Origin of the sequence: Faecalimonas umbilicata, assembly GCF_042846195.1 — a bacterium.
Taxonomy (GTDB): Bacteria; Bacillota; Clostridia; order Lachnospirales; family Lachnospiraceae; genus Faecalimonas; species Faecalimonas umbilicata.
In genome coordinates this window covers 599,084-624,543 of the sequence record NZ_AP031411.1, presented here as the reverse complement: position 1 = coordinate 624,543, position 25,460 = coordinate 599,084, and the positions used below count along the sequence as shown (strand labels likewise).

Annotated in this window: 23 protein-coding genes and 2 riboswitches; of the genes, 9 read left to right on the top strand and 14 right to left on the bottom strand. The window is 44.1% G+C overall.

Going from position 1 to position 25,460, the window contains the following annotated elements; all coding sequences use genetic code 11:
• Positions 1-40 precede the first annotated feature (40 nt).
• A complete protein-coding gene (locus ACGG81_RS03145; protein ID WP_008976600.1) occupies positions 41-958 on the bottom strand; it encodes an ArsR/SmtB family transcription factor in 918 nt (305 codons plus the stop codon).
• Between the two features lie 159 nt (positions 959-1,117).
• Between ACGG81_RS03145 and ACGG81_RS03140 the strand changes: the two genes are divergently transcribed.
• Together ACGG81_RS03140 and ACGG81_RS03135 are read left to right on the top strand one after the other, a co-directional pair.
• Positions 1,118-2,065 (top strand): diacylglycerol/lipid kinase family protein, encoded by a 948-nt coding sequence (locus ACGG81_RS03140; RefSeq protein WP_390109545.1) that lies wholly within the window; start codon positions 1,118-1,120, stop codon positions 2,063-2,065.
• 161 nt (positions 2,066-2,226) lie between these two features.
• On the top strand, positions 2,227-2,877 hold the full coding sequence (locus tag ACGG81_RS03135) for a phosphatase PAP2 family protein (protein WP_016439748.1): 651 nt from the start codon (positions 2,227-2,229) through the stop codon (positions 2,875-2,877).
• A gap of 182 nt (positions 2,878-3,059) precedes the next feature.
• On the opposite strand, the gene ACGG81_RS03130 is transcribed toward ACGG81_RS03135, so the two are convergent.
• The 11 genes from ACGG81_RS03130 to ACGG81_RS03080 form a co-directional block, all read right to left on the bottom strand.
• Complete coding sequence (locus ACGG81_RS03130) at positions 3,060-4,733, bottom strand: amino acid ABC transporter ATP-binding/permease protein (RefSeq protein ID WP_116441634.1); 1,674 nt, start codon at positions 4,731-4,733, stop codon at positions 3,060-3,062.
• On the bottom strand, positions 4,733-6,499 hold the full coding sequence (locus ACGG81_RS03125; RefSeq protein ID WP_390109541.1) for an ABC transporter ATP-binding protein/permease: 1,767 nt from the start codon (positions 6,497-6,499) through the stop codon (positions 4,733-4,735). The genes ACGG81_RS03130 and ACGG81_RS03125 overlap by 1 nt, the downstream gene beginning before the upstream one ends.
• Positions 6,474-6,884, bottom strand: coding sequence for a YbaN family protein (locus ACGG81_RS03120; protein ID WP_390109538.1), 411 nt, complete (start codon positions 6,882-6,884; stop codon positions 6,474-6,476). The genes ACGG81_RS03125 and ACGG81_RS03120 overlap by 26 nt, the downstream gene beginning before the upstream one ends.
• Positions 6,884-7,258 carry a hypothetical protein gene (locus ACGG81_RS03115; RefSeq protein ID WP_008976610.1) on the bottom strand — a complete coding sequence of 125 codons (375 nt, stop codon included), beginning with the start codon at positions 7,256-7,258 and terminating at the stop codon, positions 6,884-6,886. The genes ACGG81_RS03120 and ACGG81_RS03115 overlap by 1 nt, the downstream gene beginning before the upstream one ends.
• A gap of 208 nt (positions 7,259-7,466) precedes the next feature.
• The gene (gene nagA, locus ACGG81_RS03110) at positions 7,467-8,591 is read right to left on the bottom strand and encodes an N-acetylglucosamine-6-phosphate deacetylase (RefSeq protein ID WP_016439736.1); all 1,125 of its coding nucleotides are present in this window, start codon (positions 8,589-8,591) and stop codon (positions 7,467-7,469) included.
• 193 nt (positions 8,592-8,784) lie between these two features.
• The gene (locus ACGG81_RS03105; protein ID WP_390109533.1) at positions 8,785-10,977 is read right to left on the bottom strand and encodes a DNA topoisomerase III; all 2,193 of its coding nucleotides are present in this window, start codon (positions 10,975-10,977) and stop codon (positions 8,785-8,787) included.
• A 262-nt stretch (positions 10,978-11,239) separates the two neighbouring features.
• Complete coding sequence (truA, locus tag ACGG81_RS03100; RefSeq protein WP_009263045.1) at positions 11,240-11,989, bottom strand: tRNA pseudouridine(38-40) synthase TruA; 750 nt, start codon at positions 11,987-11,989, stop codon at positions 11,240-11,242.
• A 10-nt stretch (positions 11,990-11,999) separates the two neighbouring features.
• On the bottom strand, positions 12,000-12,824 hold the full coding sequence (locus tag ACGG81_RS03095) for an energy-coupling factor transporter transmembrane component T family protein (protein WP_008976628.1): 825 nt from the start codon (positions 12,822-12,824) through the stop codon (positions 12,000-12,002).
• Positions 12,821-13,711: an energy-coupling factor transporter ATPase gene (locus tag ACGG81_RS03090; RefSeq protein ID WP_336304659.1), complete on the bottom strand. Its 891-nt coding sequence runs from the start codon at positions 13,709-13,711 to the stop codon at positions 12,821-12,823. The genes ACGG81_RS03095 and ACGG81_RS03090 overlap by 4 nt, the downstream gene beginning before the upstream one ends.
• A complete protein-coding gene (locus ACGG81_RS03085; protein WP_016439734.1) occupies positions 13,696-14,547 on the bottom strand; it encodes an energy-coupling factor transporter ATPase in 852 nt (283 codons plus the stop codon). The genes ACGG81_RS03090 and ACGG81_RS03085 overlap by 16 nt, the downstream gene beginning before the upstream one ends.
• A gap of 135 nt (positions 14,548-14,682) precedes the next feature.
• Entirely contained in the window at positions 14,683-15,201 is a 519-nt protein-coding gene (locus tag ACGG81_RS03080) for a peptidylprolyl isomerase (RefSeq protein ID WP_390109529.1), read from the bottom strand.
• A gap of 397 nt (positions 15,202-15,598) precedes the next feature.
• Between ACGG81_RS03080 and ACGG81_RS03075 the strand changes: the two genes are divergently transcribed.
• The 4 genes from ACGG81_RS03075 to hydF all read left to right on the top strand — a co-directional run bounded on the left by ACGG81_RS03075 (position 15,599) and on the right by hydF (position 19,747).
• On the top strand, positions 15,599-15,868 hold the full coding sequence (locus ACGG81_RS03075; RefSeq protein ID WP_008976632.1) for a TM1266 family iron-only hydrogenase system putative regulator: 270 nt from the start codon (positions 15,599-15,601) through the stop codon (positions 15,866-15,868).
• Positions 15,869-15,885: 17 nt separating this feature from the next.
• Positions 15,886-16,971 carry a [FeFe] hydrogenase H-cluster radical SAM maturase HydE gene (gene hydE / locus ACGG81_RS03070; RefSeq protein WP_016439732.1) on the top strand — a complete coding sequence of 362 codons (1,086 nt, stop codon included), beginning with the start codon at positions 15,886-15,888 and terminating at the stop codon, positions 16,969-16,971.
• Between the two features lie 50 nt (positions 16,972-17,021).
• Positions 17,022-18,443, top strand: coding sequence for a [FeFe] hydrogenase H-cluster radical SAM maturase HydG (gene hydG / locus ACGG81_RS03065; RefSeq protein WP_009263050.1), 1,422 nt, complete (start codon positions 17,022-17,024; stop codon positions 18,441-18,443).
• A gap of 86 nt (positions 18,444-18,529) precedes the next feature.
• Positions 18,530-19,747 carry a [FeFe] hydrogenase H-cluster maturation GTPase HydF gene (hydF, locus tag ACGG81_RS03060; protein WP_390109525.1) on the top strand — a complete coding sequence of 406 codons (1,218 nt, stop codon included), beginning with the start codon at positions 18,530-18,532 and terminating at the stop codon, positions 19,745-19,747.
• Positions 19,748-19,959: 212 nt separating this feature from the next.
• Here the strand turns inward: hydF and ACGG81_RS03055 are convergent, their stop codons facing one another.
• Positions 19,960-20,973 (bottom strand): PTS sugar transporter subunit IIC, encoded by a 1,014-nt coding sequence (locus tag ACGG81_RS03055; RefSeq protein ID WP_390109522.1) that lies wholly within the window; start codon positions 20,971-20,973, stop codon positions 19,960-19,962.
• An 87-nt stretch (positions 20,974-21,060) separates the two neighbouring features.
• Positions 21,061-21,180, bottom strand: a riboswitch (glycine riboswitch).
• Positions 21,181-21,275, bottom strand: a riboswitch (glycine riboswitch). It abuts the riboswitch before it with no gap.
• 314 nt (positions 21,276-21,589) lie between these two features.
• On the opposite strand from ACGG81_RS03055, the gene sdaAB reads away from it, so the two are divergent.
• Together sdaAB and sdaAA are read left to right on the top strand one after the other, a co-directional pair.
• Complete coding sequence (sdaAB, locus tag ACGG81_RS03050) at positions 21,590-22,258, top strand: L-serine ammonia-lyase, iron-sulfur-dependent subunit beta (protein ID WP_009263054.1); 669 nt, start codon at positions 21,590-21,592, stop codon at positions 22,256-22,258.
• Positions 22,259-22,269: 11 nt separating this feature from the next.
• On the top strand, positions 22,270-23,145 hold the full coding sequence (gene sdaAA, locus ACGG81_RS03045) for an L-serine ammonia-lyase, iron-sulfur-dependent, subunit alpha (protein WP_320853063.1): 876 nt from the start codon (positions 22,270-22,272) through the stop codon (positions 23,143-23,145).
• Positions 23,146-23,262: 117 nt separating this feature from the next.
• Here sdaAA and ACGG81_RS03040 read toward each other — a convergent pair whose 3' ends face one another.
• Positions 23,263-23,724, bottom strand: a complete 462-nt coding sequence (locus tag ACGG81_RS03040; protein WP_009263056.1) for an Lrp/AsnC family transcriptional regulator — start codon at positions 23,722-23,724, stop codon at positions 23,263-23,265.
• A gap of 290 nt (positions 23,725-24,014) precedes the next feature.
• Here ACGG81_RS03040 and ACGG81_RS03035 point away from each other — a divergent pair, with 290 nt between their 5' ends.
• Complete coding sequence (locus ACGG81_RS03035) at positions 24,015-25,400, top strand: aspartate ammonia-lyase (RefSeq protein WP_008976640.1); 1,386 nt, start codon at positions 24,015-24,017, stop codon at positions 25,398-25,400.
• Positions 25,401-25,460: the final 60 nt, after the last annotated feature.

Genomic DNA, 25,460 nt, shown 5'->3' with positions numbered 1-25,460 from the left:
ATTTCTTTTTCCATATTTTGTAAAATCTATTCTGCCGCAATTACGAGAACCACATCTTCATGACAATGTCCTGCGGATAATCTCCAAATCCATTGCCAAACAGGTTCATGCCTCCTTTGTGTACCGCATCTTCTTTGACTCCAATCCTGACTGAAATATATTCCTGCTCTTCCAGCTTAAATTCTGCCAGCCCATGTTCCGTCACTTTCTTTCCATCGAGGTATGTTCCATCTTTTTTCAAACACCATGTCTTGAGTTCTCCATACTGCGTGTTCTGCTCTGGCCACCAGTTCGGTGTCAGTCTTCCCTTTCTTCCTCCAAAATCGCTTGGACATTCGTAAGTGCCTGCTTCGATCTCATTGACCCATACGGTGATATCGGACGGATAGTCCATATTATATTCATGATCCTCCGCGCATACTTCCGCTGAAATTTCCAGTTTACGGAGTGTATTTTTCTTGAGTGAAGCATTAGAAAAGCGATATTCCAGATACCCATTCCCAAACCAGAGAAGCTTTGCTTCTACTCTTCTTGGGTTGTAAAATACTGCCGGCTCATCTTCCATATCAATATGTCCATCTCCCGATACAATTCCACAGGTCGGTTCCACATGGTAATCCACATAATTTCCGATCGGCATACTGATCTTCTCCACCTTTTCATCCTTTTCCTTCCGAAGCTGAATCATAAGGCTGTCGACACTTTTCCTGCACATCTTCATAGAACCACGCACTGCCGCTCGAAGTTCCGTCTCGATCAATCCTGCCTCCTCCAGCACCCGGACATGCATTGCCGTCGAAGAAGCCGGAAGTTCCAGAAGTTCTGCCAGCTCATTGACATTGTGTTCCTGTTCTTCGAGTGCCTCTAAAATCTGTATCCGAATTTCGGATGAAAGCGCCTTTCCGATTGCCGCCACCCTGTCTGTCTGATTAAAGTTCAAATTTTCTGTCCGTTCCATAGTTTCCTCTTTTCTGTTTTATACCAATATTTCTGTTATAAATATTTTATCCCTCGATCTTCTATTCGTCAACTTTATCTTAGCAAACAAAAGTAGTATTTCCTCTTTTTTTGTTGTATACTTGAGAAAAAACAGCAGATACGAGGAGAGTATAGACTCATGTACATATTTATTGTAAATCCAGCTTCCCGCTCCGGACATGCGAGCCAGATCTGGACAGAAATAGAAACACTCCTGAAAGAACGGAACATTTTATATCGCGTATATTTCACTTCTCACCGAGGACATGGCACAAAACTTGCACAACAGCTTACGAAAGACCTCTCTTCCCGCACAACACTGATTGTTGTAGGCGGTGACGGAACGGTCAATGAAGTATTAAATGGCATAGAACATCCGGAGCATATTATCCTGGGATATATCCCAACCGGTTCCGGAAATGATTTTGCAAAGGGAATGGCTCTCCCATCGGATCCACAAAAAGCATTGGAACTGATACTGTCTCCAAACAGTTACCGAACCGTTGACATTGGAGTTCTCAAATATTCTGAAAAAGACACGAAAAAAATACGGAAGTTCGCCGTCAGCACCGGAATCGGTTTTGACGCCGCAATCTGTCACCTGGCTCTGGTGTCCAGACTGAAAGTCTTACTGAACCGTATCCACTTAGGTAAGCTTTCCTACGCATTTATTTCACTGCGCGAACTTGCGCTGCACAAACCTTGCCGCTGCCGCATTTCGTTTGACAACGGAACAGAAGTCACTTTCGAGAAGCTTCACTTTGCCGCCGTGATGAACCAACCTTTCGAAGGCGGAGGATTTCGCTTCTGTCCGAATGCTCAGAACAATGACGGCAAGTTAGATCTCTGTATGATCCACGATGTCTCTAAGATAAAACTATTATTTTTGATGGCAATCGGATTATTTGGCTGGCATACCTCTCTAAAAGGCGTCGACACATTCCGATGCAAACAAGTCCAGATCCATACCAGCGCTCCTATGCCGGTACATGCAGACGGTGAGTCTGCCTTTCTTCAGGATGCCATCTCCGTCACCTGTGAACAAGAACGCCTGCTCATAATCGCACCACAGACAATACAAAAGTAATTTATAAAATTTTTCCGGAAAATTATTAAGATACTATGAACTTAGTTGTTGTTCCATTTCATTCATGTTATAATCTCCTATAACTTAAACTGCCTTTACCCTGTTGTTACAGGCTCTGTCAGGCAGTGATCCGACAATGACGAAAGAGAGTTGTAAAAACTATGAAAACATTTTTGAAAAAATATAAGCATGCGTGGGTATTTCTCTATGGACTGATCTATCTGCCATGGTTTTTTTACTTAGAGCAGCATGTGACTACAAAATTTCATGTTATCCACACCCCGTTGGATGATAAGATTCCTTTTATCGAATACTTTATAGTTCCATATATGCTCTGGTTCGCTTTTATCACTGTGACGATCGGATACTTTTTCTTCTGTAATACGAACGAATTTTACAGACTCTGTCTCTTCCTTTTCACAGGAATGACTATCTTTTTGATTGTATCCACGCTATATCCAAATGGTCAGTTATTAAGACCGGATACCTTTGCCAGAGAGAATATATTTGTAGATATGGTTCGTACCCTCTATGCTACAGACACGCCGACAAATATTCTGCCGAGTATTCATGTGTACAATTCCCTTGGTGCCTACATCGCCATCTCCCACAATCAAAAGCTCCGGGAGAACACGCTGATCCACTACGGCTCTCTCGCATTGACTGTACTGATCATTTTATCAACAATGTTCTTAAAACAGCACTCTGTTATCGATGTACTTCTCGCCGGTGCGATGGGCGCTGTGATGTATGTTCTCGTATATATGAGGGAACCCAGTAAAGTAACAAAAGTAGCGGAACAGACCGTATAACTTCTACTAGAAGATACCTTTTTAAATCTTTTCTTAAATTTTTATACTATTAAAATCAAAAAGTGCCGCAGCCCACATCCTGCGACACTTTATTTTTTATATTCTTTCTTATATTTCTTTCTTCATTCTACACTATTAGAAAGAAATGCGTCAATGACTCTTTGATGAATTTCCCCCTTCTTTTAAGAAGCGCGTCCTTCTTTCATCCGGATGACACGATCTGCAATCTTCATTGTAGACTGTCTGTGGGATACGAGAATAATGGTCTTATCTTTCTGTTGTTCTTTAAGCACTTTTAAAATCTCTGCTTCATTTAAGCTGTCTAGGTTACTTGTTGGTTCATCAAGAAGAATAACCTCACTATTATGCAGAAATGCTCTTGCAATTCCAATTCTCTGCCGCTCTCCGCCGGAAAGCTGATGATTTCCTTCTCCGATCACTGTGTCATAACCATTTGGAAGGCTTTCGATCCATTCATGGATATTTGCCTTCTTACATGCTTCCACCACTTGCTCATGAGTACTTCCAAGCCGTGCCAACTTTACATTATTTTCAATGGTATCTTCAAATAAATATGTATCCTGAATCACGTAGCTCTCCAGTGCGCGAAGACCGTTTGTACTCCACTCTTTGATCGGTTTGCCGGAAATGCTTATCTCTCCTTTCTCTGCATCCCAGAATCTCATCAGCAATTTGATCAAAGTTGATTTTCCAGAACCACTCTTTCCTACGATTCCAAGTATCCCGTTCTTTGGAATTTCCAGAGAGACATCCGACAGGATCTGTTCTTCCTCCTCACCCTGTTTGTAAGAGAACGTAAGATCCTTTATGTGGAAGCCATCAAAAGAAGGTTCTGCTCCTTTTTCTTCTACCTCCTGGATCAGCGGCTCTTCTTCTAGCAGTTCCAATACCCGGTTACCACTCGCAAATGTGTGAAGCAGGTTATTTGCGAGATTGCTGAGTGCTGTCACCGGTCCGAAAGAGCCAAGCATCGAAATCGTACTGATCACAACCCCCTCTGTATTTAACATCCCTTTCTGGAAGAGATATACAGAAGTCATTAACATCAGAAACGAGAAAGCGAGAATTGCACAATCGCAGTTTGCTCTTGCTTTGCCTTCGCAGTTCTTTAATCTGCCCTGCAGTTTTGTCAGCGCTTCACTTTGCTGATCTATATTTGCCAATCGCTCTTCTCCACAATCGTATTGAATGACCTCTCGAAGACCTCGGATACTGTCAAGAAAATAAGTGTTGATCTCCCCGAACTGATTGCGATAGCGATTTCCATCCTCTTTTCCCATCTTACTTGTGATCATCGGAAGAATGACTCCGACTGTCACATAGCCTGCCAAGGCAATTAGCGCAAGTGCCGGATGATAGCTGGCAAAAAAGGCAATCATCACCGCACAAGTCAACACAGCAATACAGACCGGCGAAATCGTATGTGCATAAAATACTTCCAAAAGTTCAATATCACTTGTCAGTATTGCAATCAGGTTTCCCTTGTCTTTTCCTTCCAGTTTCGCCGGAGCCAGTTTACGAAGTTTCTGAAATACTTTATCCCGAATCAGAGCCAGGAGACGAAATGCAATGTAATGGTTACCCGCCTGTTCCCCATAGCGGAGCGCTCCTCGAAGAACCGCAAGTGCTGCCACAACGATAAAAACGGTATGTAAGGACATTTTTGTCTGGACTCCCAGCACTCCGAGAAGACCGTATCCTCCCAGGATCGTAATAAATGTTGCACAGAGATACCCAATCACTCCAAGAATGACTGCCCCTGTCATAATCAGCCACATCGGTTTTACAAGTCCAATCAACTGCATGACGATTTTGATTCCACTTCTCCTCTTCATTATATTGCCTCCTCCCGATATTGTTCTAACGCTTTCTGCAGTTCATACATGTCTGCATATGCGCCTTGCTTTTCAAGAAGTTCTTCCTGCGTTCCTTTCTCAATCACACAGCCTTTTTCCATCATATAAATCTGGTCACTGTCTGCCACATTGGCAAGGCGGTGTGTGATCTGAATTACCGTCTTCTCCTGTGCAAGGTTTCTAATCAACTTCAAAATAATTTCTTCACTCTCTACATCAATATTACTTGTCGCCTCATCAAAAATATAGAGTGCACTGTCATGAAGAAGCGCTCTCGCGATACAAAGTCTCTGTTTCTGTCCACCAGACAAATTTGCCGCCTGCTCATCGAGCATTGTATCCAATCCGTTCTGCGTTTGGAAAAACTCATACAGATTAACTTTTTTAAGTACCGCAAGAAGCTTTTCCTCTGTTGCAGATGAATCTCCCATCAACAGATTTTCTCTAACACTCCCCTTAAACAGATAATTTTGGAAAGATACAAGCGTCATCTGTTTCATGCGCTCCTTTACCGGGATCATCCGAATATCCTTGCCACAGATCAGCACCTTTCCACTCTGCGCAGTCTGATACCCCATAAACAGTGATGCCAGTGTACTCTTTCCACAACCAGATGCACCGACAACTGACACGAGCGAACGAGAAGGGATGTCCACTGTCACCTCTTTCAAAATCGGCTGTTCTTCCTCATAGGCAAATGTAACCTGCCTTGCCGAAACTGCATACGGCACACGGTCATTTTTTTCTCCAGCCTTCTCTCTCTCCTGCTTATTGTCCATATCCACTTCCTCTGCTTCCATATCCAGCAGCCGAAACATCTTATCGCTTGCCGCCATTCCATTCATCGCAATGTGGAAAAATGAACCGAGCAGCCGTAGTGGAATGAAAAATTCTGCCGCAAGCAAAATGATTGCCAACGCCTGCATCATATTTAAGTTTCCTGCCCGCAGTTCCATACAGGAAAAAATAACTCCAAGCGCACTTCCCCCATAAGCGATCAAATCCATCAAAGTCACTGAGTTTAGCTGCATCGTCAAAACCTTCATTGTAATTTTCCGGAAATGTTCTGCATCTTTGTTCATCTCTTCATTTTTATAGCCATCACTTTGATAAACCTTCAATGTGGTCAGTCCCTGAATATTGTCAAGAAAATGATCTCCCAACTGCACATAACTGCCCCAATATTTTGCCAGTAATTTTTTTGCAAATTTCTGTATGGCAATGATGGAAGCCGGGATGAGAGGTACACATAAAAATAGGATTAGTGCAACTTTTACACTCATAAAGGAAACAAGAATAAAAAGTGTGATCGGGGCCAGCAGACTGTAAAATAACTGCGGAAGATATTTCCCGAAATATATTTCGAGCTGTTCTACGCCCTCAGCTGCCACCTGAAGAATTTCAGAAGTAGAAAATGTTTTCTCATACTTCTCGCCAACTTTCAAAATATGTTCGTAAATCCGGTGACGCAGTTTCTTCTTTACATACTCACTGGAACGATGGGAATACGCTGCCTCCAGCCTCAAAAACAGACGACGTGCTGCAATGACACCGGCAAATACTCCTATGCTCAAAATCAAGGAAATATTTCCGGCATTTCCTTTTACCACTTGCCAAAGAACATTGGAAATGTAAAATATGAGACAAATATTGCAAAGGAGCGCTGCCCATTGAAGCAGTACCTGCATTCCGATATACTGCTTTGTCTCCCCCATCTCTTTAATTAATCGCTTGTTGATCATCATGGTATATTATCCCTTTCTTTTCTCTTTTCTTTACCGTCTTGATCCTGCATATAAAATAGTAATATTTCAATAGTATCAGACACAAAATGAAGGTGCGCCCATATACATTTTCCATCATAAAAAATGTAATCAGAAGAAAGATTGATGCAAATGTCAGTATCACCACTTTTGTCTTTCCTTCCATCTCCCGGTTCTTCACAAATCCTTCCAAATGATTCTTATATACCTTTGTCTGTCTGAACCACTGATCTACCCGTCTGCTTCCCCGGGTAAAACACACTGCCGCCAAAAGCAGAAACGGTGTCGTCGGGAGTACCGGAAGCACGATTCCTGCACAACCAAGCACAAATGCAAAAAATCCGATTGTCAAATAAATAAATTTCATCACATACCTCCTACATGAACGATGACTGCAATCACTGTGAGCACTGCAAGTATCCGGTGCACGATCATCCATTTTTCCTTAAGAACCCGTTTCAATCCATAACTCAACCATAATAAGATCAGAAGTAGAAAACAGATTTTTCCACTGAACATTCCATCCAAATTTCCGGCTTTGATTTCTACAATTCCGTGAAGCAGCGAGACTACGATTATCCATACTCCCATTTTTTTATGTATTTTCCGCAAAAAACAATCCACACTCTTTCTTTGCTTTTCCTTGGATTTTTCTGAAAATCTAAGAATTCCAAGCGGATAAATAACACAGAGCAGTACAAATAATACTGTGGCTGTTACTGAAAGCAATATATTTAACATAATAAGCTCCTTTTCTATAACCTAAAAACAATTTTGAATATAATTTTCAATATCGTTTATATTACCATATGCTTTTCCTGTTTTCAATATGATTTTGATATTTATTATCATTTGTACTAAAAAAAGAAAGGACAACCGGTTCCCCTCTCGGGTTTCCTGTTGTCTCCTCTTTTTTCTTTTATAAATAATTACTTCTTTCCTATCAAACTTATTCTTCCCAACGAATCACTCTTCCATTTTGGATTACTGCCTTGAGTGATAAATCTTCCCGAAGCAGCACAACATTTCCAACTTTTCCTTCTGTGATTGAACCATACTTATCATAAAGTCCCACACTCTTTGCCGGATTCATCGTTGCTGCTGCCACTGCACTTTCAAGCGGTATCTGCATCTCTTTCACTGCCACGCGCATACAGTCTGCCAGATTTGTCACGGAGCCTGCCAACGCACCTCCTTCTACCAATGTAGCTCGATTTCCTCTCACCTGTACTGCCTGTCCTCCAAGTGTATACTCTCCATCTGGCATCCCAGTCGCTCTCATACTATCACTGATCAAAACAACTCTGTCATCTCCAAACATATCGAAAGTAGTACGCACAACCGATGGATGGATATGTACCCCATCTGTGATTAATTCTACCATACAATGTGCACTGTCATGTGCCGCCCCGATTACTCCTGGTGCCCGATGTGAAAATGGAGGCATTGCATTGTACAGATGTGTGGCATGATTTGCTCCCAGATCGTATCCTTTCTTCGCAATATCATAATCTGCAAGTGTATGTGCAAAAGAAATATTGACTTCCTCTTTTAATTCCTCAATAAATTCCATTGCCCCATCTACTTCCGGCGCAATATCTACCAAACGATACAGTCCATTTGCAGCCTCCTGCAGTCTGCGAAACATCGCAATATCCGGTTTTACAATATGTGTGGATGCCTGTGCCCCTTTCTTTCCAGGGCTGATAAACGGCCCCTCCATATTGATTCCTGCAAGGTCAGCTCCTTCCGTTGCCTTATAATTTCCGGCAATCTTTGAAATCTCCATCAGTGTCTCCTCCGGAAGTGTCATTGTTGCAGGAACGATCGTAGTCACTCCCTGAGCTGCCTCGTATTTAGCAATCTCGGCAATCGCCTCCTCTGTCCCATCGCAGAAATCATACCCTACACAGCCATGAAAATGAACATCGACCATTCCCGGAATCGCATAACAACCTTCTCCATCGATCACTTCTCCGTCTGCCTCTTTTGCAAAAACTCCGTCTGCGATTGCAATCTCTCCTTGTTGAAACTGTTTTTCTTCTGTAAATACTTTTACATTTTTAATCTGCATTGTCCTTCTTGCAGAGTACGGCGCGCCATCAACTCACACCTTTGCGCGTCGGTTTCCCTGCGCCTCCTTCTTTTTTACTGTATGTTATTATACTACACGCAAAGACATCTATACAACATTTTCTCACATAGGAACACTATAAAAATGCTCAGCCTCTTGTGCATCGTTTCCCTTTTCCGATCATCCTTCCATCTTACAATTTCAGCTTCGCAAATGCATCTGCAAACGCTGTATTGACCGGCTCATCTTTCTGCTGCTTCAGATACCGCTGGACATCCTTCTTGCTTACCCCTGCACCCTCTTTGGCTCTCCGTGCCTTGAATGCAGACATCTTTTCCTTATGTCCACACGCGCATACAAACTGCTCTTCATCACCTTTTTTAATAATTTCCATCTTCTTGTGACAATTCGGGCATCTTGCATTGGAAATGCGGGCGATCACTTCTTTGTGTCCACAGGCTCTGTCCTGGCATACAAGCATTCTTGCATTTTTCCCTTTGACCGCAAGCATCGGTTTCCCACACTCCGGACACTTCTTATTTGTCACATTGTCATGGCGGAATTTTCCGTCTCCCTTTTTAATCTCCTCTATCAGCTCCTCCGTATAGTTCCTGATCTCCTCAAGAAATTTTTCTTTCCTTAGGCTCCCCTTTGCAATCGCTGACAACTTTCCTTCCCAATCTGCTGTCAGCTCAGGCTTCTTTAAGTCTTCCGGTACAAGCTCCAGAAGCTGCTTGCCTTTGGACGTAATATGGATTTCTTTTCCTTTTAGCTCCATCAAAAATGAAGAAAATAATTTATCAATAATATCCGCTCGCGTGGCAACCGTTCCAAGCCCTCCGGTCTCCCCTAGTGTTCTGGCAGCTTTTTGATCTCTGCTCTCCATATATCTGACCGGATTTTCCATCGCAGACAGCAGCGTCGCCTCGGTAAAATGTGCCGGCGGTTTTGTCTTTCCTCTTGTCACAGCCGCCCGCTCCACCGGCAATCTGTCACCGGCTTCTATCGTTGGAAGAGACTGTTCTTTCAGTCCTTCCTCCGCCTCTTCTTCCTCACAGTCATAGACGGTTTTCCATCCTGCTTCCTTTACGATCTTTCCTTTTGCAACGAAATGTTCCTCACTGTTTTTTCCTGCATGTTCACCTAAAACCACCGCATGCAGTGTGGTCTGCTCATACTCAAACGGAGGATAGAGCACACTTAAAAACCTTCTCACAACAAGATCGTAAATCTTTCTCTCCTCACTTGTCATATGTTCCAGCTGGACATACTGTTCTGTCGGAATGATCGCATGGTGGTCACTTACTTTTTTATCATCTACAAACGACTTGTTCGTGCGAAGCGGCTTCATCACAAGACTTCCTGCCAGCTTCTTATATGGCCCAACACTAATTGCGCGCAGTCTGTCCTTGATCGTATCTACGATATCCGTGCCAATGTATCTGGAATCCGTCCGAGGATACGTCAGCACTTTGTGATTCTCATAGAGTCGCTGCATGATATTTAACGTTTCCTTTGCAGAAAATCCAAATTTTTGATTGGCGTCTCGCTGCAGTTCCGTCAAATCATAAAGCCCCGGCGCATATTTCTTTTTCGCTGCTTTCTCCACCTTTTTCACAGACAGTTTCTCATTGGAAACAAAACTGCTGATAGTTTCTATCCGCTCTTTTGAAAACGACCGGAAACCTCCCGACTTTTGATCCTGCCATGTCCACTGAATCTTTCCCGCCTGCACCTGAAGACCATAATATTCCTGCGGGCGAAATGCGCGGATTTCTTCTTCTCGTTTTGCGATCATTGCCAATGTCGGTGTCTGCACACGCCCACAAGAAAGCTGTGCATTATATTTGCAGGTCAGCGCCCGTGTCGCATTGATCCCGACAAGCCAATCTGCCTCTGCGCGGGATACCGCTGCTGCATAAAGATCATTGTATTTTCTGCCGTCACAAAGCTTTGCAAATCCCTCCCGGATTGCCTTATCTGTCACAGAAGAAATCCAAAGGCGCTTGATCGGCTTTTTGCATCCCGCTTTCTCAAGAATCCATCTCGCCACAAGCTCCCCTTCTCTTCCTGCATCTGTTGCAATGACAATCTCCCCGATATCTTTCCGAAACAGCTGCTCCTTTACCGCACGGTATTGTTTCGCCGTCTTCTGGATCACAATCAGTTTCATCGGCTTTGGCATCATTGGAAGAACTTCCATCTTCCACTCTTTATACTCTTTGCTGTATTCCTCCGGATCTGCCAGCGTCACAAGATGACCGAGCGCCCATGTCACTACATACTTCTCTCCCTCTATCGCACCAGAAATATTTTTTGTACACTTTAATACACGCGCAATATCTCTCGCAACGGAAGGTTTCTCCGCGATTACTAATGCTTTCATTTTTTGCTCCTTTATCTTTATTTTTATCCATCATATTTTTGAACTTTTTAACTTAACCCCCTCTATTCTAACGTATTTCTTTTAAATCATCAAACGGAATTCTTGCTTCTTTCTCTGCCCCCTACTGCAATCTGAGACACAAAGTTGACTTTTCTCAATAAAAAAAGCTAAAGAGTTATGATTTCATAGGGTGTTTCTTTCTGATTTTTCAAAATTTCACAACCTCAAAATACATTTCTTTAGCTTCCTTCTTTTCACTATTCTATTTCTTCGGATAACGGATTTCCACCAGCATCAGACCATGTGCCGGAGCAGTCACTCCTGCAGCCTTTCTGTCTTTTGCCTCCAAAATTTCTTTCACTTTCTCAGGGGTATAAAATCCTCTTCCTACGCGAACCAGTGTTCCCACGATAATCCGAACCATGTTATAGAGGAATCCGTTTCCGCTGATCCGGATCGTAATCTCCTCCCCTTCTCTCAAGACTTCCAGCTCGGTCACCGTCCGCACAGTATCTTCCACTTGTGTCCGCACATTACAGAAACTGACAAAGTCATGCTCTCCGACAAGATAATCTGCCGCCTGCTGCATCCTTTCTACGTCAAGATCGTAGGAAACAAAATAGTTTGTCAGTCGCTTGGTCGGAATTGGCGTCCGCGTATTGATAATATGGTATTCGTATGTTTTCTCACAATCGCAATACCGTGGATGGAAATCCGTGGCTACTTCCTCAGATTTTACAATCACAATATCATCTGGGAGTCTCTGATTTAATGCCATCGCGATCCGCTCCGGCGGGATGCTTGTCGCACTGTCAAACACTGCCACATTTCCAAGGGCATGTACCCCAGAATCTGTGCGGCTGGCGCCGATCACTGCAATATCTTCCCCAGTCAGTTTACAAAGTGCCTTATTGATCACTTCCTCCACTGTGATTCCATTTGGCTGTACCTGCCATCCACAGTAATTTGTCCCGTCATACGCGATCGTCAGTTTGATTCTCTTTTTCTGCATAACTCACCCTCTAAAATATCCACAGATGAAACGGCACATATCTTCCGATTCCAACAACGACGACAAGATAGACTGCCATCACTGTGTAAGACAGATAGTCCCGTGAATGATATACAAGCGGTTTCATCTTTGTTCTTCCATCCCCACCGCGGTAACATCTTGCCTCCATCGCCATTGCAAGATCATTGGCACGACGAAAAGCAGAGACAAACAGCGGCACAAGGATCGGAATCATATTCTTTGCCTTTTGAATAATATTTCCACTCTCCAGATCTGCCCCCCTTGCGATCTGTGCTTTCATAATCTTATCTGTCTCTTCCAGCAGAATCGGAATAAAGCGCAGCGCGATCGACATCATCATCGCAATCTCATGCACTGGAACATGAATCTTATTCAGCGGTCTTAATAGCTTCTCAATCCCGTCTGTCAACGCATTTGGCGTTGTTGTCAATGTCATGATCGTAGAACCTGCGATTAAAAATACAAGACGGATTGCCATAAATACCGCTGTGCGAAGTCCTCCTTCCGTGATTTTAAAAATCCAGACTTTGACTAATACGTCCCCTTCATTTGTCAAAAACAAGTTAAAAATCACTGTGATCATTAAAAGCATTACAACCGGCTTTAATCCTTTTACAATAAATTTGACCGGAACCTTTGATAACCAGATCACTCCGGCAAGAAAGCACCCGGCAATCACATATCCAAGTACACTCTTAAACAGAAACAAAGAAATCAAATACAATAATGTACAAGATATCTTTACTCTCGGATCCAGGCGGTGCAAAATACTGTCCGCCGGATAATACTGTCCTATTGTTATATCTCGAATCATTTTCTCACCTGCCCATCTCTGCTGTCTGCTTCTTTCTTCTCCCCGGATACCACACGCAGAATCTCGTCTGCAGCCTCTTCCACCGTTGTCGCCTCGGATGATACCAAAATCCCATTTTCTCTCAAAGCATTCATAATATAAGTAACCTGTGGTGCCGCAAGCCCTACTGCTTCCAGCTCCTTGTAATGCGCAAACACCTCCCGCGGAGTTCCATCATACATCTTCTCTCCGCGATTCATCACAATGATTCGCTCCACATATTTCGCAATATCTTCCATACTGTGAGATACGAGAATGACCGTCATATCTTTCTTTTCATGGAGAAGGGCAATCTGATCTAAGATCTCATCTCTCCCTTTCGGATCCAGCCCTGCGGTTGGCTCATCAAGTACGAGTACCTGTGGATGCATTGCAAGTACCCCTGCGATCGCAACTCTTCGTTTCTGTCCGCCAGACAGATCAAATGGAGATACTTCATACAACTCTTCTGGAAACCCGACAAGTTTTAATGCCTCTCTTGCCCGCTCCTTACACTCTTCGGGAGACAATCCTTGATTTTTCGGTCCGAAACAGACATCTGTGATCACATCTGTCTCAAATAACTGATGTTCTGGATACTGAAACACAAGCCCCACCTGACTTCTCAGCTTTCGCAAGTCATACTGTTCCCCGTAAATATTCTCCCCATTATACTTCAACACCCCGCTCGTGGCCTTGATCAATCCATTGAAATGCTGGATCAGTGTAGACTTCCCGGAACCTGTATGTCCGATGATCCCTACAAACTGCCCGTGGGGAATCTCCAAATTGATATCTTTTAGCGCCTTTTTTTCATAGGCTGTCCCTTCACTATATGTATAATTGATATGTTCTAATGTAATTGACATAATTCTTTCACCAATTCCTCTGTCTTTAAAATGCCGTTTGCAAGCGGCAGACCTCTCTGCTGCAATTCATAGGCAAGCAGCGTGACCTGCGGCACATCCAATCGATATTTCTTTAATTCCTCTACCCGGGAAAAGATCTCCCTCGGTGTTCCTTCCATCACAACATTTCCCTGATCCATGACGATTACCCGGTCAGCATCAACTACTTCTTCCATATAATGTGTGATCAGAATCACTGTCACTTTCTCCCGACGTCTAAGTTCTTCCACGGCACGCAGCACTTCTTTACGCCCATTTGGGTCAAGCATCGCAGTCGGTTCATCCAGTACAATACATTTTGGCTCCATTGCCACAACTCCTGCAATCGCAACGCGCTGTTTCTGCCCTCCAGATAATTTATTCGGGGAATGATGCCGATACTCGATCATCCCAACCGCCTCAAGACTTTTCTCAACACGTTTCCAGATCTCCTCTGTGGGCACTCCAAGGTTCTCTGGACCAAATCCGACATCCTCCTCTACCACGGTTCCGATGATCTGATTGTCTGGATTCTGGAATACCATCCCCGCAGACTGTCTGACCTCCCACAGATTATCTGGTTCTTTCGTATCTCTGCCATTTACCCACATCGTACCTTCTGTCGGTGTCAGGATCGCATTCATATGTTTTGCCAGTGTAGATTTTCCTGAACCATTATGACCAAGGATCGCAACAAACTCTCCCGGCTCCACATGAACATCGACCGCATTGATCGCCCGATGACTTCCGATTATATTTCCTTCTTCGTCTCTTTTTTCATATTCATATACAAGTTTCTCTGTCTGAATCATTCGCATGGCTGTTCCTCGCTTTCTACTCATTGTTGCCAGCTGCCTTTTATTGTACTGGAAGCCAAGTCGTATTGCAAGAGAAAAAGCTGCCCACCGGTTGTTTTGGTGTGCAGCTCTTTTCTTCATTTCCAAAGATATTTCTTATCTTTTCTCTGGTTCCGGATACTCTGTTCCCATTGTATCTACAGTCACTTTCTTCATTCTCTGTGTCTCCAACGGACGGTCACTGTAGTCTGTCGCTGTCTCTGCGATCTTATTTACGACATCCATGCCATCTGTTACCTTTCCGAATGCAGCATAAGATCCGTCTAAGTGCGGAGAAGTTTCGTGCATAATAAAGAACTGTGATCCTGCAGAATCCGGATGCATTGCTCTTGCCATAGAGAGAACTCCCGGCTCATGCTTTAAGTTATTTATAAATCCATTCTGCTTAAATTCTCCCTTGATCTGATATCCCGGGCCGCCCATTCCTGTTCCGTCCGGACATCCTCCCTGGATCATGAATCCACGGATCACTCTGTGGAAGATCAGTCCGTCATAAAATCCTTTCTGTACTAAAGAAATAAAATTATTCACTGTATTTGGTGCGATCTCCGGATATAATTCTGCCTTGATCACATCTCCGTTTTCCATCTCAAATGTTACGATTGGATTTGCCATAATCTGTCTCCTCTTTTCTCTGATTTTTGCCGGCCTCTCCCCGGCTCTCCAGTCTTTTTCTGACTCTTCTTTATTGTAACGAATTCTTTTCCCCGCGTAAACCCCTTTTCACACAAGTTCGTCAAACAATAAACTTTTATTGCCGTCCGCTCTTCCACATGTTATACTGAAAAAAACGTACTGATCATAAAGGAATTCCTGAGTGAAAAGGCGAAGAGGACAACAAAATGACTGACCGTATACGGTATCCTTCCTGAAACTGTGCATGATACCATATGGAAAACCCTCATCAGACTTTGCCTTCTCGCAGAGTCTTTTTTTCTAAAAAGATCACATCACTCTTCCTCAGCTATCCCGATATGATACGATTACCACATAAGAATTACAGGAGGTCTTTATGGAACAAACACCTACCAGAATCGCTCTGATCGGTATTGTCGTGGAAAACAGCGATTCTGTCGAACAGCTCAACAGCCTGCTCAGCCAGTATGGCAACTATATCATCGGAAGAATGGGAATCCCTTACCGTGAGAAAAGCCTCTCCATCATCAGCATTGCTATGGATGCACCCAACAACGTGATCAGCGCCTTATCTGGGAAAATCGGAATGCTTCCCGGTATTTCCAGCAAGACAATTTATGCAAAGACAACTTCCGCGGAACTTTAAGAAAGGCAGTATTTTCTATGAATAAAATAGCAGAACAAACTTTGATCACCTTGATCGATCAACTGCGTGACACCCATCTCCTCTCGAAAGAAGAGTGGATGTTTCTGATTGAAAACCGCACCCGCGATGTGAGCGAATATCTATTTTCACAGGCACGCGAAGTCAGGCACCAACATTATGGACATGATGTGTATATCCGCGGTCTAATCGAATTTACAAACTATTGCAAAAATGACTGCATCTACTGCGGCATCCGGAAAAGCAACCTAAATGCGTGTCGCTACCGACTGAGTGAAACAGATATCCAAAACTGCTGCCGTACCGGATATGAACTGGGCTTTCGCACCTTTGTCCTTCAAGGCGGAGAAGATGGCTGGTTTACAGATCAAAAAATCATCTCTCTGATCGAGAAGATTAAAACAGACTTTCCGGACTGTGCTATCACACTCTCCATCGGCGAAAAAGAACGAGAAAGTTATCAGGCATTTTTTGATGCTGGGGCGGATCGTTATCTTCTGCGGCACGAAACATATAATTCCACCCACTATGGCAAACTGCATCCACCGGCACTGACCGCCGCCCACCGGCAACGCTGTCTGTATGATCTGAAGGAAATCGGCTATCAGACCGGAACCGGATTTATGGTCGGCTCTCCTTACCAGACTGCCGAGCATCTCGCAGAAGATATGCTGTTTATCCAACAACTGAATCCACATATGGTCGGAATCGGACCTTTTATTCCGCACCATGATACCCCATTTGCCGCACAGCCGGCCGGCACGCTGGAACTGACCTTATTTATGCTCGGACTTCTGCGACTGATGATTCCAAAGCTTCTGCTGCCTTCGACAACTGCGCTTGGAACGATCGATCCAAACGGAAGAGAGCTTGGTATTCTTGCCGGAGCAAATGTCGTTATGCCAAACCTTTCTCCAACCGATGTGCGAAAAGATTATGCGCTCTACGACAACAAAATCTGTACAGGAGATGAAGCTGCTGAATGCCGGCACTGTATGGAAAAGCGGATGGAGAAAATCGGCTACCATGTTGTCGTAGCCCGCGGAGATTCTTTGAATACCGAAACAATCCCACCAGTAAACTAATTGCATGAACTCATGCCAAAACTATCATATTCAAGAGGAGGAACATCACCATGTACGATGTCAGATCAAAAAATCCAGAGGAATTTATCAACCACGAGGAAATTCTGGAAACCCTCTCCTATGCAGAGGCAAACAAACATAACGTGGAACTGATCGACCAGATCATTGCAAAAGCCAAAGAACGAAAAGGGCTCTCCCACCGGGAAGCTGCCGTTCTTCTTGACTGTGATATCGAAGAGAAAAATGAAGAAATTTATGCACTTGCAGAACAGATCAAAAAAGATTTCTACGGAAACCGTATCGTCATGTTTGCGCCGCTCTATCTGTCCAACTACTGTGTCAACGGATGTACTTACTGTCCGTACCATTTAAAGAACAAGCATATCGCAAGAAAGAAACTGACGCAGGAAGAAGTCCGTCAGGAAGTGATCGCGCTCCAGGATCTCGGTCACAAACGTCTGGCGCTGGAGGCCGGGGAAGATCCTGTGAACAATCCGATCGAATATATCCTCGAATGTATTGACACCATCTACAGCATCAAACATAAAAACGGAGAAATCCGCCGTGTCAATGTCAATATTGCGGCAACAACGGTAGAAAATTATCGGAAACTGAAGGCAGCAGGAATTGGAACTTACATTTTATTCCAGGAAACCTATCATAAAAAAAGCTATCTGGAGCTGCATCCGACCGGACCAAAACACGACTATGACTACCATACTACCGCGATGGACCGTGCAATGGAAGCAGGTATTGATGATGTCGGAATCGGTGTGCTGTTCGGTCTTGACAAATACCGCTATGAATTTGCAGGACTTCTGATGCATGCAGAACATCTGGAAGCTGCATACGGTGTGGGTCCTCATACGATCAGTGTGCCGCGCTTATGTCCAGCCGACGATATTGACACAAATGATTTTGACAACGGGATCAACGATGATATTTTTGCAAAACTTGTGGCATGCATCCGCATTGCAGTGCCTTATACCGGCATGATCGTATCTACCCGCGAGAGCCAGAAATCCCGTGAGCGTGTTCTGCACCTTGGAATCTCCCAGATCAGTGGCGGCTCCAAGACAAGTGTAGGCGGATATGCAGAGCCGGAGCCGGAAGAAGAAAACTCTGCACAGTTTGACCTCAGTGATACAAGATCACTCGATGATATTGTCAAGTGGCTGATGGAAATGGGATACATCCCAAGCTTCTGTACTGCCTGCTACCGGGAAGGCCGCACCGGCGACCGTTTCATGTCTCTTTGCAAATCCGGTCAGATCCAGAACTGCTGCCAGCCAAATGCACTGATGACACTGAAAGAATATCTGACAGACTATGCTTCTCCTGCGACAAAAGAAGTCGGAGAAAAACTGATTTTAAAAGAACTGGAGCAGATTCCAAATGAGAACGTACGCGCAATCGTTATTGACCATCTACGCGCGATTGAAGAAGAAAATCGGAGAGATTTCCGTTTCTAACATCTCTCAAACGTACCGCTTTGGTCACTGATACTTTTTCTTTGTAACACGATACTCTACTTATCATGGAAAGGACTGTAACTGACATGAGTTTAAATGCAACCCCTTCCTCTGAACGCCTACATATCGGAATCTTCGGGAAACGAAATGCCGGAAAATCCAGCCTGATCAACGCACTGACCGGTCAGAATCTCGCAATCGTCTCCGACATCAAAGGGACAACAACGGATCCGGTATTAAAATCCATGGAGCTTCTCCCGCTTGGTCCTGTCGTACTCATCGACACTCCGGGACTTGATGACCACGGACCACTCGGAGAGCTGCGCGTTCAGAAGACCTACCAAATGTTAAATAAGACCGATATTGCCATCCTTGTTGTGGATGGCACCATCGGGATGACGGAGGAAGATCTCGCTCTTCTGGAACAGATCCAGAAAAAACAGATTCCCTATGTCATCGCATTCAATAAATGTGATCTTTGCCCGACTAGCGAATCCCAGATGCCAGATACGACTACAGACACCTCGAAAAACGGATCAGCTATTTCTATCAGTGCTGCCTCCGGATTTCAGATTTCTGCACTCAAAGACCTGCTCGGCGCAATCCAGCCAAGCGAAGAAACAAAACTTCCGATCGTCAGCGATCTGCTCTCCCCCATGGATCTTGTGATTCTCGTGATTCCGATCGATGCCTCTGCACCAAAGGGACGTCTGATCCTTCCACAGCAGCAGACCATCCGGGATATTTTGGATCATCATGGGCGTGTGCTCTGCGTACAGGATACGGAGCTTCGCCAGACATTAGACGAACTGTCTGTCAAACCACGAATGGTCATCACCGACAGTCAGGCTTTTGCTCAGGTAGACCGACAGACGCCAAAAGATATCCCTCTTACTTCCTTTTCAATCCTGTTTGCAAGGCATAAAGGGAATCTTTCCACTGTCGTAAACGGCGCCCACACTTTGGATTCTATTTCTGACGGAGACAAAATACTGATTTCCGAGGGATGCACGCATCATCGGCAATGCGAAGATATCGGCACTGTGAAACTTCCACGCCTGATTCGCAGCTATACAAACTGTGAACCGGAATTTCACTTTACAAGCGGCACAGAATTTCCAGCTGATCTATCCCCATATAAGCTGATCATCCACTGTGGTGGCTGTATGCTCAATGACCGCGAGATGAAATACCGGATTGCCTGTGCCGAAGATCAGAATGTCCCAATCACAAATTACGGGATTGCGATCGCACAGATGAAAGGGATCCTTTTCCGCAGTATTGAATTATTTGATCTCTCTTAGTATTTTATAGTACAACAAACATCTTTTTCATATTTTGTGCAATACAAAAAGAAGAAACATCGTCGCCTCTCCCCAGAGGTTTCGCGGTTTCTTCTTTTTACATATTTGCCTCTTTTTACTTTATGCCACTTTTCTCCCTATGTTTACGGATTGCAAAAAATAGGCCTGCTCGTTCTGTACGGATTACTTCTCTTCGGTATCTCTCCGATTCCCTATCCTTCCATGTGTGCGTCAGATTCTGCGTAATGCTTTTTGAAAATATGTCCTCCCACATATCCTGCCAAGATCCCGCCTGCTACACCGATAGCTAATGCAAGGATTACTTTTACCGGTGAATTGAACGCAAATGGTGCGATCACTCCCGGAATCGGTGATGCTGTTCCCGGCGCATTACATACAATTCCAAGTAGGGACGCTCCAATACCTGCAATTCCTCCACCAAAGAAATTAGATCCATAAATTGGGATCGGGTGTTTCGTCACAATGTGAGCCTGTGTCAATGGCTCTACCATAACTGCGATCGTACTGCTCTTATCCCCTAATTTGAGCATTTTGAAAATCATTCCGTTTGTAAATGCCCCACCGACACATGCGATACATGCAATTCCCATCGGAAGTCCAGTCAGTCCAAGCATCGCCGTCAACGCCATAGAACTAAGCGGTGAGGTACAGATCATTTTCATCAAGCCTCCGAGCATAAATCCCATCAATACTGGTGACTGATCTGTCGCTGCTGTGATCATAGATCCGATGTGTTCCATCGCTGCATTTACAACTGGATCGGAAATATATGCAATTCCTCTTGCCAGCGGTGCCACACAGAGCGCTCCGACAATCACATCCAGCCCTGTCGGTAAATATTTCTCAAGAAGCGGTGCAACAAATCCAACTACATATCCTGCAATAAATCCCGGTAAAATTCCATATCCTCCCAGCGCTGCCCCCGCAACAACTGCGTATACCGGATTTACTCCCATCATGATCGGCACCATGATCGCTGCTGCAACTCCACCTAAGCTTCCGGCTGTACTTCCTACTTCACCTAGAAAGCTGACTCCCAGTAAGTCACCCGAAATATATCTGTGTACTGCCTCCACAAGAAATGTAGCCACCGCTGCACTTGCCATCCCGGACATCGCCTCTGATCCTTTCGGTGCCTTCATACTAAACAGCGAAAATGCCGCCAGTGTGACTAACAACAACCCTAACCCTGATATTACTGCCATTCTTTTGCCTCCTCTTTCTTTTGCAGTTCCTGTTCCCGGAAAATGCGAACAAAAAAAGACACAGACAAACAAAGCACGCCTATACTTTTGTTCATCTCTGTCCTCGAACCTGAAAGTTTCCTTATGTTTTACTTCAATTATCATTCTTAACTTCCGTATTTCACAAGTTTCTTCTTCGGTACGCATACTCGCGTTCTCCAGAGAGCTCGTCCAAATTCAATCCTTTTGCCTGAGAGCTTTGGTACTCCTTTCCCCTTCGGCGCCACATCGGTTTCCCGTGTAGTCTCTCTCGAATTTATCATCCGACTCTATAAACATATTTACATTCTATATACATGTGATGATACTGTCAATCAATTTCCCCTTCCGCTTCGTCTTTTTGTATATTCTCCATAGTTTTAGCCATCCTATTTTGGTTATTTTGCCATATCCTTTTTGTGCTATCCGACGATTTTTTCACTCTCTTTTTACACTTTTGGAATCTGATCCTCTTTTCTATCCTTGGAACGGTTCCTCGTAATCTCTCAACAAATTCTGCTCCCGGTTCTTTATTTTCCTGCTCCTTTTATGCTATACTATAAATAGTTATGCAAAAAATCTCTCAGGAGGATAGTTTATGAACTTTTTAAGTATATTTGATGTGATCGGCCCTAACATGATCGGTCCTTCCAGTTCACACACGGCTGGCGCCGTATCGATTGCACTTCTCGCAAGAAAAATGTTTCCGGAAGAAGTGAAAAAAGTAACGTTCACCCTTTATGGCTCTTTCGCCAAAACTTACCACGGACATGGAACTGACCGTGCGCTGCTGGGGGGAATTCTCGGTTTTTCTACCGATGATGAACGGATCCGTGATGCGTTTTCCATTGCAACTGAGCGAGGTGTGGAGTACGAATATATCATTGATGAGAAAACGATGACGAATCACCCAAACACTGCCGACATTGATCTTATAGGCGTGACCGGGCATACCTTATCGATCCGCGGCGAATCGATCGGAGGGGGCAAGATGAAAATTGTCCGGATCAACCAGATCGATGTAGAGTTCACGGGAGAATACAGCACCCTCATCGTCAGTCAGACAGACAAACCTGGCGTAGTAGCCCACATTACCCAGTGTCTGAGCGAAGAAAATGTAAATATCGCATTTATGCGTCTCTTCCGCGAGGACAAAGGCGCCAATGCATTTACCGTTGTAGAATCCGATGAGACGATTCCATCGTCTGTATTAGAGAAAATCAAAACACATGAGCATGTATCTGATCTGATGCTCATTCAGATGTAGGAGGAGACATTATGGATTTTTATTCAGGACAAGATTTATTAGATTTATGTCAAAAAGAAAAGATATCAATCTCTTCTGCCATGAAGCAGCGCGAGATTACTATGGGCAGTCTCTCTGCCGAAGAAATTCAGGTAAAACTAGAGACGGTGCTTGCCATCATGAAAGATTCCGTTCATAAGCCTTTAAAAGAACCAGTCCGTTCCATCGGCGGTCTCCTCGGCGGAGAAGCGAAGAAAGTAGCAGATCATTCCTCCTCCCCAAACAGTGTATGTGGTTCTATGCTATCAAAAGCAATTGCTTACAGTATGGCTGTTCTTGAAGTCAATGCTTCCATGGGACTGATCGTTGCAGCACCAACTGCCGGTTCTTCAGGCGTGTTGCCGGGTGTCCTGCTCGCTCTGGAGGAAGTACATGCCCTTCCGGATAACAGCATTTACGACGGTCTTCTAAATGCAAGCGCGATTGGTTATATCTTAATGCGAAATGCCTCTGTCTCCGGTGCGGAAGCCGGATGTCAGGCAGAAGTAGGCGCGGCCTCTGCAATGGCTGCCAGCGCTGTCGTTGAAATCATGGGGGGAACTCCTGAGATGTGTCTTCACGCTGCAAGCTTTGCACTTTCCAATCTACTCGGACTCGTCTGCGACCCAATTGCAGGTCTTGTAGAATCCCCATGCCAAAGCCGGAATGCGATCGGTGTCGCAAATGCGATCACCTGTGCAGAGCTCGCATTAAGTGGTGTGAAACATCCGATTCCATTTGACGAAATGGCAGAAGCTATGCACCGTGTCGGGCAAAGCCTTCCATTCGAACTGCGGGAAACAGCTATGGGCGGATGCGCCGGAACTCCAACCGGATGTGCGCTTGGATGCAGTATTTGCGGAAAATAGAACTAGATTTTCTGAAAAAGGCAGTTACAAAATGATTTTTTCCATTTTGTAACTGCCTCTTCTATTACAGACGCCTTATATATTCTTATTCTTATCTTTTTCTATTCCTTCTGAAGACTATCCTTTTTTCTTCGACTCCTCCTGCTCAAGCGGACCTATACTCCTTGCACTTACAATCGAAGAAAATACGATCTGTGTCTGTGTCTTTCCATATTTCTGAAGCGTTCCAACAAACCGATCTAATTCCATGGTACTTGGAAACAGTACTTTGATCAACATAGAGTAGGCTCCTGTAATATGATTGCACTCTGCCACATTCCGAACCCCCCGGATAAATTTGCAAAATCCATCCTTTTGTTCCGGTTTTAACTCCATATTGATAAATGCAGTAATATGGTATCCCATCTTCACCGGATCTGCGATCATTGTATATCCACAGATGACATTCTCCCGCTCCAATCGCTCTACCCGCGCTGAAACTGCAGGAATAGACAAGTGTACTTCCTGTGCGATTGCCTTCAGTGGTATTCTCGCATTCTTCTGCAGCATATTCATGATCTCTCTGTCTATCTGATCCATCATCCTTCCTCCTTCCTGCCATTATAGAGAACTTCTCAAAGAATTACAATCCTTTCTACTAATTTTGCCAAAAACTTTCTCCTAAATCTTTCTTAAAAAAATAAAGTTTTTATCGTTTCATATTAACATTTCTAACTACTTATACTTTATTTTTTCTTTCTTTTCACACTTTTTCTCTTCTCCTTTTCTCCTTTCTCTGTCCGTGTTATATATAAGTCAGAAGAAATTTGTCTGTAAGTATATGTTACCGGCAGACAGCGTTTTGAAAGAGATTACGGAGGAAAGAAACTATGAAAACAAGATTAGAAGCTGATTCTATAGGTATTTTAGAAGTCCCTGCTGATGCGTATTATGGAGTACAGTCCCTTCGCGCCAAGCACAATTTTCCCATTACAAGCAGACCACTCCATCCGGAGTTTATCAAAAGCATCGTCATTTTAAAGAAGGCTGCCGCACTTACAAATGAAAATGCGGGCGAACTTTCCAGCGAAGTGTCCGAAGCGATCTGCACTGCCTGCGACGAAATTTTAGAGGGGAAACTTTTTGATCAGTTCATCGTAGATGCCATTCAGGGTGGTGCCGGAACTTCTGCAAATATGAATGCTAACGAAGTTATTGCTAATCGTGCTGACGAATTACTTGGCGGAACAAAAGGTTCCTATCAGCATGTACATCCTAATGACCACGTCAATATGGCTCAGTCCACAAATGATATCATTCCAAGCGCCGGAAAACTAACCGTATTAAAACTGCTTGTTCCTCTTTTCAGAGAACTGGAACGGCTTTTGAATGCACTGTTAGAGAAATCAAAGCAATTTGACCACATTTTAAAAATGGGACGTACACAGCTTCAAGATGCTGTGCCGATGCGACTCGGTCAGTCTTTCCATGCTTATGCTTCCGTGATCCAAAGAGATATCCATCGTCTGGAAAACGCTCAGAAAGAAATGTACCGCCTGAATATGGGGGGAACTGCCATTGGAACTGCAATCAATGTCAGCCACTCCTATTTACAGCATATCTGCCCGAAAATTGCAGAACTGACTGGACTTCCGTTCGCATCCGCAGATGACTTGTTTGATGCGACACAGAATCTGGACGGATTTGTGACGGTCTCTTCCTCTCTAAAAACTTGTGCCGTCAACTTATCCAAACTTTGTAATGACCTTCGCCTTCTGAGCAGTGGTCCACGCACTGGTTTTGCCGAAATCACGCTCCCGCCAAAGCAGAACGGTTCCTCGATTATGCCTGGAAAGATCAATCCAGTCATTCCGGAAGTCGTATCTCAGGTCGCATTTAACATTATCGGTAATGACTGCACGATCACGATGGCTGCGGAAGCGGGACAGTTAGAATTAAATGCCTTCGAACCGGTCGTCTTCTATAATTTATTTGAATCGATTGAAACCTTGACATCAGCAGTACAGACTCTGACAGATAACTGTATCCTTGGAATTACCGCAAATGAGAAGCACTGCGAAGAATTAGTCGATGCAAGTGTTGGAATCTCCACTGCATTATGCCCAACGATCGGTTACAAACCTTCTGCTGAGATTGCGAAAGAATCTTTAAAGACTGGAATTCCGGTTCGCAAACTCGTCATCGAAAAAGGGCTTCTATGCCCAAGTGAAGCAGATGTGCTGCTTAATCCATTTACGATGACCGAACCACAATAGTCTTTGCACTCTAGAAAAATATGACACAAAATTATAAGAAGGATTTGGCAAAATTCCAAA

Excerpts from the sequence above, each read along its gene's own strand:
- ACGG81_RS03040 (WP_009263056.1), bottom strand. The coding sequence starts at position 23,724 with ATGGATCAGATAGACAGAGAGATCATGAATATGCTGCAGAAGAATGCG.
- truA (WP_009263045.1), bottom strand. The coding sequence starts at position 11,989 with ATGCAGAAAAAGAGAATCAAACTGACGATCGCGTATGACGGGACAAAT.
- hydG (WP_009263050.1), top strand. The coding sequence starts at position 17,022 with ATGTACGATGTCAGATCAAAAAATCCAGAGGAATTTATCAACCACGAG.
- ACGG81_RS03130 (WP_116441634.1), bottom strand. The coding sequence starts at position 4,733 with ATGAAGAGGAGAAGTGGAATCAAAATCGTCATGCAGTTGATTGGACTT.
- ACGG81_RS03080 (WP_390109529.1), bottom strand. The coding sequence starts at position 15,201 with ATGGCAAATCCAATCGTAACATTTGAGATGGAAAACGGAGATGTGATC.
- ACGG81_RS03135 (WP_016439748.1), top strand. The coding sequence starts at position 2,227 with ATGAAAACATTTTTGAAAAAATATAAGCATGCGTGGGTATTTCTCTAT.
- ACGG81_RS03125 (WP_390109541.1), bottom strand. The coding sequence starts at position 6,499 with ATGATGATCAACAAGCGATTAATTAAAGAGATGGGGGAGACAAAGCAG.
- ACGG81_RS03035 (WP_008976640.1), top strand. The coding sequence starts at position 24,015 with ATGAAAACAAGATTAGAAGCTGATTCTATAGGTATTTTAGAAGTCCCT.
- ACGG81_RS03140 (WP_390109545.1), top strand. The coding sequence starts at position 1,118 with ATGTACATATTTATTGTAAATCCAGCTTCCCGCTCCGGACATGCGAGC.
- ACGG81_RS03090 (WP_336304659.1), bottom strand. The coding sequence starts at position 13,711 with ATGTCAATTACATTAGAACATATCAATTATACATATAGTGAAGGGACA.
- nagA (WP_016439736.1), bottom strand. The coding sequence starts at position 8,591 with ATGCAGATTAAAAATGTAAAAGTATTTACAGAAGAAAAACAGTTTCAA.
- ACGG81_RS03095 (WP_008976628.1), bottom strand. The coding sequence starts at position 12,824 with ATGATTCGAGATATAACAATAGGACAGTATTATCCGGCGGACAGTATT.
- ACGG81_RS03075 (WP_008976632.1), top strand. The coding sequence starts at position 15,599 with ATGGAACAAACACCTACCAGAATCGCTCTGATCGGTATTGTCGTGGAA.
- ACGG81_RS03085 (WP_016439734.1), bottom strand. The coding sequence starts at position 14,547 with ATGCGAATGATTCAGACAGAGAAACTTGTATATGAATATGAAAAAAGA.
- ACGG81_RS03120 (WP_390109538.1), bottom strand. The coding sequence starts at position 6,884 with ATGAAATTTATTTATTTGACAATCGGATTTTTTGCATTTGTGCTTGGT.
- sdaAA (WP_320853063.1), top strand. The coding sequence starts at position 22,270 with ATGGATTTTTATTCAGGACAAGATTTATTAGATTTATGTCAAAAAGAA.
- ACGG81_RS03145 (WP_008976600.1), bottom strand. The coding sequence starts at position 958 with ATGGAACGGACAGAAAATTTGAACTTTAATCAGACAGACAGGGTGGCG.
- hydF (WP_390109525.1), top strand. The coding sequence starts at position 18,530 with ATGAGTTTAAATGCAACCCCTTCCTCTGAACGCCTACATATCGGAATC.
- hydE (WP_016439732.1), top strand. The coding sequence starts at position 15,886 with ATGAATAAAATAGCAGAACAAACTTTGATCACCTTGATCGATCAACTG.
- ACGG81_RS03055 (WP_390109522.1), bottom strand. The coding sequence starts at position 20,973 with ATGGCAGTAATATCAGGGTTAGGGTTGTTGTTAGTCACACTGGCGGCA.
- sdaAB (WP_009263054.1), top strand. The coding sequence starts at position 21,590 with ATGAACTTTTTAAGTATATTTGATGTGATCGGCCCTAACATGATCGGT.
- ACGG81_RS03115 (WP_008976610.1), bottom strand. The coding sequence starts at position 7,258 with ATGTTAAATATATTGCTTTCAGTAACAGCCACAGTATTATTTGTACTG.
- ACGG81_RS03105 (WP_390109533.1), bottom strand. The coding sequence starts at position 10,977 with ATGAAAGCATTAGTAATCGCGGAGAAACCTTCCGTTGCGAGAGATATT.